This window comes from Ruegeria sp. L12, assembly GCF_056531745.1.
Genome location: NZ_JBQFMH010000012.1, coordinates 17,160 through 31,456, shown reverse-complemented (window position 1 = coordinate 31,456; position 14,297 = coordinate 17,160). Strand labels below are relative to the sequence as shown.

The 14,297-nt window shown below is 60.1% G+C and carries 10 protein-coding genes; 7 read left to right on the top strand and 3 right to left on the bottom strand.

Features of this window, described 5'->3' with window-relative positions:
- Positions 1-3: 3 nt before the first annotated feature.
- From ACR0K9_RS17295 to ACR0K9_RS17285, 3 genes are all read right to left on the bottom strand, one after another.
- Positions 4-3,639 carry a CHRD domain-containing protein gene (locus tag ACR0K9_RS17295; RefSeq protein ID WP_480825056.1) on the bottom strand — a complete coding sequence of 1,212 codons (3,636 nt, stop codon included), beginning with the start codon at positions 3,637-3,639 and terminating at the stop codon, positions 4-6.
- Positions 3,640-3,955: 316 nt separating this feature from the next.
- Entirely contained in the window at positions 3,956-4,930 is a 975-nt protein-coding gene (locus tag ACR0K9_RS17290; protein WP_480825054.1) for a LysR family transcriptional regulator, read from the bottom strand.
- Positions 4,931-5,096: 166 nt separating this feature from the next.
- Entirely contained in the window at positions 5,097-5,894 is a 798-nt protein-coding gene (locus ACR0K9_RS17285; RefSeq protein WP_480825052.1) for a ZrgA family zinc uptake protein, read from the bottom strand.
- On the opposite strand from ACR0K9_RS17285, the gene ACR0K9_RS17280 reads away from it, so the two are divergent.
- The 7 genes from ACR0K9_RS17280 (at position 5,851) to ACR0K9_RS17250 (ending at position 14,224) form a co-directional block, all read left to right on the top strand.
- Positions 5,851-7,119, top strand: coding sequence for an imelysin family protein (locus ACR0K9_RS17280; protein ID WP_480825050.1), 1,269 nt, complete (start codon positions 5,851-5,853; stop codon positions 7,117-7,119). The two genes, ACR0K9_RS17285 and ACR0K9_RS17280, sit on opposite strands and share 44 nt — an antisense overlap.
- Positions 7,110-7,376 carry a ferritin-like domain-containing protein gene (locus tag ACR0K9_RS17275; RefSeq protein ID WP_480825151.1) on the top strand — a complete coding sequence of 89 codons (267 nt, stop codon included), beginning with the start codon at positions 7,110-7,112 and terminating at the stop codon, positions 7,374-7,376. The genes ACR0K9_RS17280 and ACR0K9_RS17275 overlap by 10 nt, the downstream gene beginning before the upstream one ends.
- Complete coding sequence (locus ACR0K9_RS17270) at positions 7,336-8,898, top strand: di-heme oxidoreductase family protein (protein WP_480825048.1); 1,563 nt, start codon at positions 7,336-7,338, stop codon at positions 8,896-8,898. Before ACR0K9_RS17275 ends, ACR0K9_RS17270 begins: the two co-directional genes overlap by 41 nt.
- Position 8,899: 1 nt before the next feature.
- Positions 8,900-9,910: an imelysin family protein gene (locus tag ACR0K9_RS17265; protein WP_480825046.1), complete on the top strand. Its 1,011-nt coding sequence runs from the start codon at positions 8,900-8,902 to the stop codon at positions 9,908-9,910.
- Positions 9,911-9,913: 3 nt separating this feature from the next.
- Complete coding sequence (locus ACR0K9_RS17260) at positions 9,914-10,999, top strand: DUF1513 domain-containing protein (protein WP_480825044.1); 1,086 nt, start codon at positions 9,914-9,916, stop codon at positions 10,997-10,999.
- A 101-nt stretch (positions 11,000-11,100) separates the two neighbouring features.
- Entirely contained in the window at positions 11,101-12,990 is a 1,890-nt protein-coding gene (gene speA, locus ACR0K9_RS17255; protein ID WP_480825042.1) for a biosynthetic arginine decarboxylase, read from the top strand.
- Positions 12,991-13,012: 22 nt separating this feature from the next.
- Positions 13,013-14,224: a saccharopine dehydrogenase family protein gene (locus ACR0K9_RS17250; protein WP_480825040.1), complete on the top strand. Its 1,212-nt coding sequence runs from the start codon at positions 13,013-13,015 to the stop codon at positions 14,222-14,224.
- Positions 14,225-14,297 lie beyond the last annotated feature (73 nt).

Genomic DNA, 14,297 nt, shown 5'->3' with positions numbered 1-14,297 from the left:
TGATCAGACAACAAAGTCGTCGTCAGTCAGATCCGAGGCATTGATGCCGACCAGACGCACCGAGTTGTCGGACGAGAAGGACAGCAGCGCGTCGTTTCCGTCTTGTTCGATGGTCAGGTTGTCGCGGAAATCCGGTCCGAAATCGGTAAAATCCAGTCGGTCGATGCCGGTCTCGTATTCCTCGACCACGTCGTTGCCGAACTCACCTTCGAAGATCAGGATGTCTTCTCCGGCGCCACCAATCAGGATATCATTGCCGCCCTCACCATTCAGGATGTCATCCCCGGCCTGACCGCGCAGAACGTTGTCGCCCGAGTTACCCGACAGGATGTCGTTACCGCCATTCGGGCTGTTCACATTGTTCGAGCCGCTGATGTTTTCGAACCCGTACACCTGATCCAGCGTGGCCCCGTCCGGCGCGTTGATACTGGCGACACCGTTGCCGTCTTCGTCGAGGTCCAGAACAACGCCCGGCCCCGCCGAGAACAGCGCGGTGTCGTTGCCCGCGCCACCGATGATGATATCCGCCCCGCCGAACGAGTGGATGACATCGTTGCCGCCAGCGCCGTCGAGCACGTTGAACTCGTTGTTGCCGAGGATCAGGTCATCGCCTTCGGAACCGACCACGTTTTCGAAGTCATCGACCTCGGCCAGGATTTCGCCGAACTGGATGATGGCACCGTCCTGCGGACCTACGTCGCCGCCTACCAGAGGGCTGGGTACCGGACCACTGAGGTCCAGATCGATCGCCACACCGTCAAAACCCGACAGGTCAATCGTGTCGCTATCACCCGAACCGACAACCCGCTCGATCGAGCTGAGGATGTCCGTCTCGATCTGGTTGTCGATGACGTCTTCACCGATGACACCGGTTCCGCCCGTGGCGTCCACATCCAGCGTCGCGCCTGCATCGACCAGCGTGTCCTGAACAACCGGGCCGTTCTGACCAGCCGGTGCATTATGTAGGTGGATGGCTGAAACAACACCCGGGATCGGGGTTTGCAGATCGGCTTCGTTCAGGCCGGTGACGCTCAGGTCGCTGGAATAGGTGACCTCGCCGGTATGCAGGTTCTGGACCACGACCGCCGTGGCGAAGCCGGTAGCATTGCTGTCCGACAGCGGCCCGGGCTCTTGCGCCGCATCCAGCGGACCGCTGAGCGTCAGGGTGCGGATACCGTCCACGGTTTCGTCGCTTTGAACCAGCAACTGGCCACGGATCTCTCCAGCCGGGAAGTCGGTCGTGTGGATGTTGTAATACAGGTTGTTTGCAGCAGCCTGCTCCACAAAGGCAGCGCCATCCGCAATGGCCGACCCGAACTGGCCGGGTGCGGTCACGGTCTGGTTGACGACACTGACGTTGAAGCCGGTGTCACGCACGGCGGTTCCGTTGCCATTGGCATCGAGGCTGACTTTGACCGACACATCCAGATCCGAGAAATCTGCGGTGTCAAAACCTTCGCCACCTTCGATGAAGTCGTTTCCAAGGCCACCGACGATCACGTTGTCACCCTGACCGGCGATCAGAACGTCATCCCCCGCGCCGCCGTCGACGACACCGTTGATCCGACCGAAGTCCACAACGATGTCGTCTCCGGCACTCAGCAACACATTACCATTTACCACACCTTCGTCATCGTTGACGAATGTCACTGAGCCCGCCTCGGTCGCGTCAATCGCATTGACCCGACCCGAGATTTCACCTTCGTTGACGATGGCACCCAGAAGGTTCAAACCACCGTCGATACGGATACCCGCCGCTGCGTCACTGTCCTGGGAGCCCGCGATCAGCCCGTCATTCTGCACTAGACCGGCAAAGCTGGCGTCTTCGACATTGCTGAACAGGCGCAGACCGTCGCCGACCTGGTTGCCTTCGATGGCATCACCGCGCCCCTGGAAGGTGCCTTCATTGAAGATCGCAGCCGAGACCACGTCGCCATCCACGTCACCGGTTTGCAGCGACACGGCCGAGCCGTTGTTGCCAAGGCCCGCATCTACCAGACCGGTATTGGAGAAGGTATAATTGTCGGCGGTACCGTCGGCGTAGACGGTGCCATTGCGCTGGTTGCCGGTGCCCAGAATGTCGCCTTCGTTGCGCACATCCAGACCGAACCCGTCAATGTTCAGCGCGCGACTGTCCGAGAACACTGTGCCGGTGTTCAGGAACTGACCACCTGAGTGATCACCGGTTCCGAAATACACACCGTTCTGAATACCCGCGATCAGGCCTGCGTTGCTCAGCGTGCCTTTGAAGTTCACGCCATTGACGACGCGCAGACCGGCAACGGTGCCGTTGGCCCCTTCCGACAGGATCGTGCCGGTGTTGGTGATAGTGGCGTCGGTCGTGCCGGAATTGCCGACATTGCCGATCCGCACGCCGTCGCCTGCCAAACCAACATTGGCGGCGGCATTGCCTCGGCCGATGATGATGCCGTCATTGTCCAGCTCAAACGTGTTGGCGCCATCCTCGGCCCCGCCAATCTCGACCCCAAAGCCCGAGCCCTGATTGTGCTCGCCCGCGTCGATCACACCATTGGCCAGATTGCGGACCGAGAAATCATCCGCCGTGCCATCGGCATAAACCGTACCATTGCGCTGCTCGTCGGTGCCCAGAATGACGCCACCGTTGATCAGATCCACGCCGGTTCCGTCGATATTCACCGCGCGGCTGCCCGACTGGATGGTGCCGAAGTTCAGAACATCCAGATCATGTTCGGCATTGCCGATGTACAGGCCATTGCGCGCGCCTTCGATCACACCGGTCGAGGTGTTCACGATGCGGCCTTCCGAATTGGCGCCATCGGCGATGCGGATACCGCCTGCGGTGCCCTGATTGCTGTCGGACGAAATCAGACCGCTGTTGTTGATGTCGATCTCGGCAATGGTGCCCTCGGCCCCGTTGTTGATACGGATACCATCACCTGCGCCCGGCGTGTTCGACGCTTCCTGACCACGACCCTGAATGGTCGCGCCAAAACCGTTGAAAATGGCGTTCGACACCCGGTCGCCCGCCTCATCACCCACCTGCAGCGAGATACCGGCACCGAAGTTGCCCGCGCCTGCGTCGATGGTACCGCCCGAGAAGTTGCTGATGCTGACATCCTCGGCGGTCGAGTTGGTATAGATCGTGCCGTTGCGCTGATTTCCGGTGCCGATAATGTCACCAAAGTTGCGAACGCTGACGCCTTCGCCCTGAATGTCCACTGCGCGACTGTCGGATGAGATCACTCCGCCACGGAAGTTGTCTAGACGGCCCGAGCTGCCAGCACCTGCAAACTGAACGCCATTAAATTCACCTGCAATCTCACCGAAGTTGCGGATATCGGCGCTGCCCGAGACCTGAATGCCGGTGGCCAGCGCGTCTGGGCCCGAATTGGCCTCGATGCTGCCGGTGCGGAAGTTGAATACCTGTGCATCCTCACCTTCGACCGATACGGCGGCTGCGGCGTTGTTGGTGGTGATCTGACCAAAGTTCAGAAGGCGGGCAAAATCATTGTCCAGCACAAAGGCCGGAGTGTTGTCGACGACAGTTGCCTGAAAGAATCCGTTGGACAGTGTCTGCCCGTCGCGGACAGTTTCCTGGGCCAGTGACGAGGTCGTCAACAATCTGGCGCGCAAGGATGCGAGAAAGTCGGAAAGCATTGGGGATCTCCCTGCATGAGTTCAAATCGGACGGACATCAAACCGGGGCCGTTTGTCCGCGTTCTCATCAGTTGCCGATCGCGCTGAGCCTTTTGAAATTCTTCCTTCGAATGGGGTGTATAACCTTCGCGAATAGTCACGTGATCCGCGAGATTGAAGGAATTTTATTCGTTGTTTTACTGATACTTGATGCGATAGGGCAGGTGCCGAAATCTTATTCGGTGACAGGTTTTCACGAATAGTTTGGCCCTTGTTACGCCCTGCAGCGGACATGCGCGGACATCGTCAGGCGATACCAGATCATAAGACCTGGGATTCAGCTGTCGGAAGCGACCGGTTTCTTGACCAGATTCGCGTTGCGCGATGCAACTGTGCCCTGCGGCGGGTCCTGATGGATATGCTTGCCCATCGCCTCGATGATCTCGGGGTCGGGATATTGTGGCCGGGTCAGCGCCCCCAGTTCCCGCATGTTGCCCTTGTCATCGAAGGGCAGAAAGGTCAGGCCGAACCCGTCGCGTTTGAACTGTTCGGCGGCGATGGCATTGACCATCGTGCAGGCCTCGCTTTGCGCCACATAGCGGCACACGGTTTCAAACCGGGCAGTGGTGACGTCAATGCCGGTCTCTTCCGCCACCGTTTCCGAGGGCTTTGGCAGATCCTGCTCAAGATCATAGCCAAAGGAAATCGGAAACCGGATCAACTGATCCGCCGGAACTTCATGCGCCCAGATACTGGATCTGCGGCTCAGCGGGTGGCCCTTGCGCATCCCCAGATACAGTGGTTCGAGCCAGAGCGAAGTGAAATCCAAAGGTCGGGTTGAGCCGCGATAGATGTGATCGAAGCTTTTGCGTGCGATAAAGGCCATGTCGACGGAACGATCCTCGACCATCCTGGCCAGGGCGACGGGATATTCTTCGACGATGATGATCTTGCGATCCCGGGCCACCTGCGCGAACAGCGCGCGGAAATAGCGCGACAGATACGCAGCCAGGGTCGGTGTCATGCCCAAACGAATGGGCGGCAGCTCGGTCGTCTGGTGGCGGCGCGCCAGGTCTCCGATACCATCCACGATCTCGACCACCTGCTGAGCGTGGGCAATCAGCTCCTGACCAAAACCGGTCAGATGAACGCCGTCTTTGCCGCGCTCGAAAATCGCAACCCCAAGTTCGGTCTCAAGCTTCCTGATCTGGTTCGACAATGCAGGCTGGCTGACCGCCACCGCCTGCGCGGCCCGCGTAAAATTCTGATGCTCGGCCACAGCAATAACGTATTGAAGATCGCGAAAGTTCATATCTTGTGGCTCAAATCAGTGTTTTGCCAGTGCGCGGACACGCCAACGCCGACCGGCTGGACGTCGCATCAAGCCTGCCCGCGTCACATCGGCGGGGCAACCTTCTTTCGCTCAGGTCTCAGATTTGTGAGGCGCTGTGTATCGCCCGGCAAATGCGGCGCGGCGCTTAAGGCAACGTCATCAGAGGCGCATCCCGCTGCACTTGAATATCCTGCGTTCCACCGGGCGAAGAAAGCTGAACCGTCAATTGCTGCGCGTCCGTGAACCGTTCGAAATAGGCAAACCGAATTGTTGTCAGCACCGCAATATCTTCACATTGCAGCAGGTAGTCGGCGTGAAACTCGTGATGGTCTGCACCGTCCCCGGACGGTTCTTCCTGCCCGAACGCATCCCCGACCAGCGCCACATTGGCCGAAGCGGTCATACACCCGGCCTCGGGCGGGATCTCGAATATTGTCAGCGGTTTTGACAGATCAGAGATCGCGTCGGCAACGCGCGACCGGTCCTCATCATTGTAGGTGGGATGTTCGAAGCCTACGATATCTGTTCCGGGCACTTTCAGGGCCAGCGTGATCTCATTTCCCAAAACCGACATCTCTAACCGCCCGACCTGATGGGTGTGCGTACTGGATGAACTGGCTTCCTGCGCCATCAAGCCGGCAGGAAGAAGAAAAAGAGAAACGGCCACACTCTTCATAACAATCACCACCAAAAACACCGCGTATTTTAGCCAATTTGTAGCGTCACGCAATAATGACACGGCCTTTCCGCCCTCCCCATTTATGGCGGGGTTCAATTGGGAGGTATTTCCGACAATAAAACTCAGGTTGACATTGTTGACTAATTCTATCAAGTAATTCCCCGTCCGTTCTGCCTTGGCGCAGGACCCGCAAACAGATATTTCAGAAAGATCAAACCCCATGACCAGATTGTACGCCGCGACCAGCGCCTTGACCTTGTCCATCGCAGGTGCAGCCGCAGCCGAGGCGCCCTTAAAATCCGATGTCCTGAGCACTTATGCCAACATCGCCGAAGCGAAATACGAAGACAGCCTGATCGCCGCAAAGTCGCTGCAATCTGCGGTGAACGCGCTGATCTCCGACCCGTCGGACGCAACCCTGAACGCCGCGCGCGCCGCCTGGATCGCAGCCCGCGTTCCCTATCAGCAGACCGAGGTCTATCGCTTTGGCAATGCCATCGTCGACGACTGGGAGGGTAAAGTGAACGCCTGGCCGCTGGACGAAGGACTGATCGATTATGTGGACGCCTCGTATGGTGGCCCCAGCGATGAAAACGAATTCGCCGTTCTGAACGTCATCGCCAACCCCAGCTTTGATCTGTCGGGCGAAACCATCGACGCTGCCGAAATCACCCCGGCGCTGCTGTCCGACACGCTGCACGAGGCGGACGGGATCGAGGCCAACGTGGCGACCGGATATCATGCCATCGAATTCCTGCTGTGGGGTCAGGACCTGAACGGCCACGACGCGGGCGCGGGCAACCGTCCCTACACCGACTATGTTCAGGGTGAAGACTGCACCAATGGCAATTGCGACCGCCGCGCCCAGTATCTGAGCGCCGCAACCGAACTGCTGATCAGCGATCTGGAATGGATGACCGCACAGTGGGCCGAAGGCGGTGAGGCCCGCACGGCCCTGACCGCAGACGAAACCGCCGGTGTCAGCGCCATTCTGACCGGCATGGGCTCATTGTCCTATGGCGAACAGGCGGGTGAGCGTATGCGCCTTGGCCTGATGCTGAACGACCCCGAGGAAGAGCATGACTGCTTCTCGGACAACACCCATAACAGCCACTACTATGATGGCCTTGGCATCCAGAACGTCTATCTGGGCAGCTATACCCGCATCGATGGCACTCCGGTTTCGGGCGCATCGCTGTCGGATCTGGTCACCGCAACAGACCCGGCGCTGGATATCGAGATGAAGGCGAAGCTGGCCAACACCATGCAGGCTCTGGGCCGTATCAAATCGACTGCCGAGGGCGGTTTTGCTTATGACCAGATGCTGGAGCGCGGCAACGAAGGCGGCGAAGCGCTGATCATGGGCGGCGTTAACGGGCTGGTCGATCAGACCAGGACCATCGAGCGCATCGTGTCCACGCTGGAGCTTGACCAGATCGAGTTCGAAGGCTCGGACAGCCTGGATGATCCCAATGCGGTATTCCAATAAGCCCTGAACCTGCCCCGGGGGCCAATACGCCCCGGCGCGATCTGGCCGCCGAAACTGAGGCCAGAGCCATTTACCAGGAAGCGCGCAAATACTGCCGGGAAGCCGGTGGCTATGAGTCGATGTCACTGTTCGAGAACTTGATGTCGGATGAAGAGAGCCATATCGATTTCCTTGAAACGCAGTTCGACCTCTATGAAAGGATCGGCGAAGCCAGCCATGCGCAACTCAACGCATACAAGATGGACGAAGGCGGGTAAGCTTGCCCTTATTTCGGTGGCCGCACTGGCGGCCGCCCCTGCACAGGCGGCTGAGTCCGCAGAAACCGAGCTGCGGGACCTCCACCTCAACACCCTTCCCAGAACTGATGAAGAGCGCGCCCGGATCGATGCGGCAACGACAGCGCCCGTGGATTTCAGCGCTCCTCAGGCGTTTGAGGCACTGTCGGCGGGGGCTGCCACGGTTCGCGTGCGCTCTAACGCGGATGCGTTCTCGCACCCTTCGGCCAATATCAGTTTCGAACAGGAACTGGATTTCAAAGTCGGTAACGGGCTGTTCAAGAAGATCTGGGTCTCTTCGCCTTCGTCGACATTGGCGTCAGATGGGCTGGGGCCTTTGTACAATGCCCGGTCCTGCCAGCGCTGCCATATCAAGGACGGGCGCGGGCATACGCCGAACGGGCCGGATGACAATGCGGTGTCGATGTTTCTGCGCGTCTCGATCCCCGGCGCGCCCGAAGATGCCCCGGCTGAAATCGCCGACTATATCGCCACCTTGCCCGAACCGACCTATGGCGGGCAGATGCAGGATTTCGCGCTGGCGGGACATCCGGCAGAATATCGGCTGGACATCACCTATGAGGAAATCCCGGTCGAACTGTCGGGGGGCGAGACTGCCTCGCTGCGCAAACCGACCTATGCGGCCGCCGATTTGGGCTATGGCCCGCTTCACCCCAAGGCGATGCTCAGCCCCCGTGTTGCACCGCAGATGATCGGGCTTGGGCTGCTGGAATCGATCCCGGTCGAGGATCTGCTGGCCAAGGCCGATCCCGAGGATGCGGATGGCGACGGCATCTCGGGCCGCCCCAATATCGTCTGGTCGACCGAGTTTGATGCCCCAATGATGGGCCGTTTTGGTCACAAGGCGGGGATGCCCACAATTATGGAGCAGTCCGCCGCCGCCTTTGCCGGAGATATCGGTATTTCAAGCCCGCTGTTTCCCGCGCCCCATGGCGACTGCACGGCGCGACAGAACAGTTGCATCAACGCCCCGCATGGCGACGATGATGCACGTGGCAGCGAAATTGACCAGGTCGGTATGGACCTCGTCGCCTTCTACAGCCGCAATCTGGGCGTGCCTGCGAGGCGCGACATCGATGACCCGCAAGTGCTGCGCGGCAAAGAGGTATTTTACACCACCGGCTGCGCCTCATGCCATACGCCTGCCTATGTCACCCATCGCATGGCCGACCGGCCCGAGCACAGTTTTCAATTGATCTGGCCCTATACCGACCTGCTGCTGCACGACATGGGCGAAGGACTGGCGGACAACCGGCCCGAGGCGCGCGCGACGGGTCGCGAATGGCGCACGCCGCCCCTGTGGGGGATTGGCCTGACCGAGCGGGTGTCCGGCCATACCCAGTTTCTGCACGACGGGCGGGCGCGGTCGCTGCTCGAAGCGGTCCTCTGGCACGGGGGTGAGGCGCAGGCAGCCCGCGATACCGTGGTGTCGATGCCCAAACCCGACCGCGAAGCCCTGATCCGTTTTCTGGAAAGCCTCTGACATGCGCACCCTATCGCTTGTGACCGCCCTGTTGCTTCCGCTGGCGGGTTACGCGCAGGACCGCGCGCCGATCCTGATGGACGCGGCCGAAAGCCACATCCTGCCACGCTTTGCCGGTCTGGCCGGGGCGACCGAGGCGTTGTCGAACGCGGCGCAGACCGATTGCGCACCCGCCTCTGCCGACCTGCGCGCTGCCTATAACGCAGCCTTCGACACCTGGATTTCTGCCAGTCACTTGCGTTTCGGCCCGACCGAAGTCGACGATCGCGCCTTTGCTCTGTCCTTCTGGCCCGACACCAAGGGTTTCACGCCCAAAGCCCTGTCCGGATTGATCGCCGCTGAAGACGAGGCCGTCCAAGACCCGAACGCCTTTGCCGAGACTTCGATCGCCGGGCGGGGGTTCTTTGCGTTGGAACGGATGCTTTATGATCCTGCGATGGCCGAACAGGGCAGCGCCGCGTATCGCTGTGTGTTGATCAGCGCCATCGCCGCCGATATTGACCGAAACGCCGATGCCATCAACGCCGATTGGCAAAGCTACGCACCGCAACTGACGGTACCGGGCGAAGACAGTCCCTATCGTACAGGCGACGAAGCGATGCAGGAACTGTTCAAAGCGCTGACCACGGGCCTGCAGTTTACCTCGGACACACGACTTGGCCGCCCGCTTGGCAGTTTCGACCGGCCGCGCCCGAAACGGGCCGAGGCGTGGCGGTCCGAGCGCTCTCTGCGCCATGTGGAACTGTCTTTGATCGCCCTGCGAGATCTGGCCGCAAGGCTGTCCTTCGATCATCCTGACATCGCCGCCGATCTGGACGCGGCATTCGCAAAAGCGATTGCGCAGGCAGAGCGGCTGGATGATCCGGCCCTTGCCGGGGTCGCAGAACCGCAAGGCCGCTTCCGCGTCGAAGCCTTGAAGCAGTCTATCGACGATATCCGCACCATCGCCGCAACCGAGCTTGGCCCGACCCTAAGTATCAGCGCCGGTTTCAACTCGCTGGACGGGGACTGAGGTATGACCAGTCGTCGCGGATTTCTTGCCGGTCTGGCCGCTGCCACCATCGCGCCGATTAAGGGATGGGCCGCCGCGGGTTCACCAGATTACCTTGCTGCGGCGCTGTTTCCCGATGGCTCTTACCGGTTGGCCGGGCTGGACGCCAAAGGGACGATCCTGTTCAGTCAGACGCTGCCGGATCGGGGCCATGCCGCCGCAGCCCACCCGCACAAGGCACAGGCGATTGCCTTTGCGCGCCGCCCCGGCACTTTCGCGCTGGTCATCGATTGCACCAGCGGCGAAAAGCTGCGTCAGTTGCAGGCCCCGGCGGGGCGCCATTTCTATGGCCACGGCGTGTTTTCGGCAGACGCCGCGTGCTTTTTCACCACCGAGAATGATTATGAAGCCGGGGAAGGCGTGATCGGCGTCTGGGACGGGAACAGCTACGAGCGGTTGGGCGAATTCCCCTCGGGCGGCGTCGGCCCGCATGACATGCGGCTGATGCCGGATGGCAAATCGCTGGTCATCGCCAATGGCGGCATCGAAACCCACCCGGATATGGGGCGCAGCAAGCTGAACCTGCCGGCGATGGAACCCCGGCTCAGCTATCTGGACCTGTCGGGTTCAGTTCTGGAACAGGTGATCCTGCAACCAGAACTCCACAAGAATTCAATTCGGCATCTGAGCGTGCGGGCTGACGGTCTGGTTGGCTTTGCCATGCAATGGCAAGGAGCAAAAACCGAGTATCCGCCCCTGCTGGGTCTGCATTGTCGGGGCGGTACAGCGCGATTGCTGTCTGGGCCAGAGGATCGGCAGAGCAGATTGCAGGGATACGCGGGAAGCATCGCCTTCGCGGCCAGCGGCGACACCATCGCGATCACCTGCCCTCGTGGCGATACGCTGCACTATTTCGACGTCGAAAGCGGTGCGTTTTCGGGCGCGGTGGCTCAGACCGACGTGTGTGGGCTGGGCGCTGGCCGGAACGGATTGGTCTTTACAACCGGTACCGGAGCGTTCGGTACGCTTGACCGGGGCACGGATAAAATCACTGTGCGCAACCGGTGCCAATGGGACAACCACTTGATCCCCATCCGTTCTTTCGCATGAAATTCGGCATTCGCTGTCACATAGTTTACACTTGGAAGAATCAAATTGCTGCCGTATTGGCGGGCGCGAAACTGGTACGCTCACGTTAAGGACCGACTTGATTGAAACACACGCCCGACGCACCGCATTCCATCTACGGGGTTGAGAAATGGGGCCGGGGCCTCATCGAGGTGACAGAGCAGGGCGAGATCGGTCTGCGCAATCCGATGGTGCCCGAGGCGGACGCAATCAGCCTGCCCGGCATTCTCAGCGATCTGGACGACCGCGGCATCAAGGCCCCGATGGTTCTGCGCGTGACATCCTATCTGGAACACGAAATCGCCCATCTGAACGAAAGCTTTGCCGAGGCAATTGCGCGTGTGGGGTACAAGGGCAGCTATCGCGGCGTCTTTCCGATCAAGGTGAACCAGCAGGCGCAGGTGGTCGACCGGATCGTCGAGTACGGCAAGACCTACAATTACGGGCTTGAGGCCGGGTCAAAACCGGAACTGGTCGTGGCCCTGGCGCATCGTCTGGCCCCCGAAGCGCTGATCGTCTGCAACGGCGTCAAGGATGCCGAGTTCATCCAACTGGCGATCCTCAGCCGCAAAATCGGGTTCAATACTGTCATCGTGCTGGAAAGCCCGAAAGAGGCCGACACGGTGATCGAGGTTTATAACGAACTGGGCATCGAACCGCTGATCGGCGTGCGGGTCAAACTGACCAATCAGATCAGCGGCAAATGGGAAGAAAGCTCGGGCGACCGGTCGGCCTTTGGCATGAACACCGACCAACTGGTCGCCACGGTGGACAAGCTGAAGGCAGCCGGTTTGCTGCATTGCCTGAAACTGCAACATTCACATCTGGGCTCACAGGTGCAGGACGTCAACGACGTGCGCCGTGCCGTGGGCGAGGCGTGCCGCTACTACACCGAACTGACGCGTGAGGGCGTGCCGCTGACCCATCTGGACCTCGGCGGCGGCATGGGCGTGGACTATACCGGCGAGAAAAAGGCCGCCGAGAATTCGATCAACTACACGGTTGAGGAATATTGCGCCAACGTGGTGGAAACCGTCGCCTACGCGATGGACGAAGCCGAAATCGCCCATCCCACGCTGGTCACCGAAAGCGGCCGCGCGGTGGTGGCGACATCCTCGATGCTGCTGTTCAATGTGCTGGAAAGCACACTCTATGACGCGCCCAACGGCCCCGAGGTTGAGGCGGACGATCACCATCTGGTCTCGGACCTTGCCGCCGTGCATGGTTATTTGTCCAGCGACCGGTTGCAGGAATGCTGGAACGACGCCACATTCTATCGCAACGAGCTGCGCGCGCTGTTCCGCCGAGGCTATGTCGACCTGCGGCAGATGGCCCGCGCCGAACGCATCTACCTGTCGCTGATGTCCCGCCTCAAGGCGCTGGCTGCCAGTGACGATCTGGAAACCGATCTGGACGACCAGCTTGAGAAGGTAGCCGATATCTACCACTGCAACTTTTCGCTGTTCCAGTCGCTTCCGGATGTCTGGGCTATCGACCAGTTGCACCCGATCGTGCCGCTGCAAAGGCTGAACGAAACCCCCGACCGCCGCGCGGTGCTTTCCGACATCACCTGCGACAGCGACGGCAAGATCGACCGGTTCATTCTGGCCGATGGCGTCTCGCCCAGCCTGCCGGTGCATTCCCTACCCGAGGACGACGAATACTTCATGGGCGTTTTCTTCGTCGGCGCTTATCAGGAAACGCTGGGCGATCTGCACAACCTGTTCGGCGATACCAACGTGGTCACCATCGACCTGCGCGCAGACGGAGGCTTCGACCTGCTGCACGAACAAGAGGGCGACACGATTTCCCAGGTCATGTCCTATGTTGAATTCGACCCGCAGGATTGCGTCGCCGCCTTCCGCAAAATGGTGGACGAGGCGATTTCAACCGGTACTCTGCAAGCCAAGGACCGAAAAACCCTGATGAGCGCCTATCGCGACTCGATCAACGGCTACACCTATTACGAATAACCCCTTGAGAGGAGACTATCCCATGGGCAAAACACTGGTTGTCGGCGCGGGCGGCGTGTCCCACGCAGCCGTGCACAAAATGGCGATGAATTCGGACATCTTTACCGAGATCACGCTGGCCAGCCGCACGAAATCGAAATGCGACGCCATCGCAGCGGCCGTTAAGGACCGGGTCGGTGTGGACATCGCGACTGCCGAGTTGGACGCCTACAAGGTTGAAGACACAGTCAAACTGATCAAAGAAACGGGTGCAGAGATCCTCGTGAACCTGGCCCTGCCGTATCAGGATCTGGTTTTAATGGACGCGTGTCTTGAGGCCGGCATCCACTACCTCGACACCGCGAACTATGAGCCCGAGGACGAAGCCAAGTTCGAATACCATTGGCAATGGGCCTATCAAGAACGGTTCAAAGAGGCTGGTTTGACTGCCATCCTCGGCTCGGGCTTCGATCCGGGTGTGACCAGCGCCTTCGCCAAATGGCTGAAGAAGCACAAGTTGGATACGATCCGTCAGATCGATGTGCTGGACGCGAATGGCGGCAGCAACGATCAAGAATTCGCCACCAACTTCAACCCGGAAATCAACCTGCGCGAAGTGCTGGCCGAGGTGCGCCATTGGGAAAACGGCGCATGGCAGCACAGCCCGGCGATGACCCACAAGGTCGAATTCGACTTCCCCGCCATCGGCCCCAAGAACATGTACCTGATGTATCACGAGGAACTGGAATCGCTCTCGACCCACTTCCCCGAGATCGAGCGTGCCCGCTTCTGGATGACCTTCGGCGATGCCTACATTACCCACGCCAAAGTGCTTGAAAACGTGGGCATGACCCGCATCGATCCGGTGATGCATGACGGTAAGGAAATCATCCCGATCCAGTTCCTGAAAACCCTGCTGCCCGATCCCGGCGATCTGGGCGCGGAGACCAAGGGCAAAGCCTGCATCGGTGACATCGCCACAGGTCAGGCCAAGGACGGCTCGGGCGAGAAAACCTATTACATCTACAACATCTGCGACCACGAGGAATGCTACGCCGAGGTCGGCTCCCAGGCCGTCAGCTACACCACCGGCGTCCCCGCCATGATCGGCGCGGCGCAAGTCCTGAAAGGCAACTGGCGCGATCCCGGCGTCTGGAACATGGAACAGCTCGACCCGGATGATTTCATGGACATGCTGAACGAACACGGCCTTCCTTGGCAGGTCCACGAACTCGACGGCCCGGTCGAATTCTGATCCGCCGTAGCTTCATCTGGCTAATAATATCCCGGGGGTCCGGGGGCAGCGCCTCTGGCCTCTCCAAAACTCG

Excerpts from the sequence above, each read along its gene's own strand:
- ACR0K9_RS17260 (WP_480825044.1), top strand. The coding sequence starts at position 9,914 with ATGACCAGTCGTCGCGGATTTCTTGCCGGTCTGGCCGCTGCCACCATC.
- ACR0K9_RS17285 (WP_480825052.1), bottom strand. The coding sequence starts at position 5,894 with ATGGACAAGGTCAAGGCGCTGGTCGCGGCGTACAATCTGGTCATGGGG.
- ACR0K9_RS17250 (WP_480825040.1), top strand. The coding sequence starts at position 13,013 with ATGGGCAAAACACTGGTTGTCGGCGCGGGCGGCGTGTCCCACGCAGCC.
- ACR0K9_RS17270 (WP_480825048.1), top strand. The coding sequence starts at position 7,336 with ATGCGCAACTCAACGCATACAAGATGGACGAAGGCGGGTAAGCTTGCC.
- ACR0K9_RS17265 (WP_480825046.1), top strand. The coding sequence starts at position 8,900 with ATGCGCACCCTATCGCTTGTGACCGCCCTGTTGCTTCCGCTGGCGGGT.
- ACR0K9_RS17295 (WP_480825056.1), bottom strand. The coding sequence starts at position 3,639 with ATGCTTTCCGACTTTCTCGCATCCTTGCGCGCCAGATTGTTGACGACC.
- ACR0K9_RS17280 (WP_480825050.1), top strand. The coding sequence starts at position 5,851 with ATGACCAGATTGTACGCCGCGACCAGCGCCTTGACCTTGTCCATCGCA.
- ACR0K9_RS17290 (WP_480825054.1), bottom strand. The coding sequence starts at position 4,930 with ATGAACTTTCGCGATCTTCAATACGTTATTGCTGTGGCCGAGCATCAG.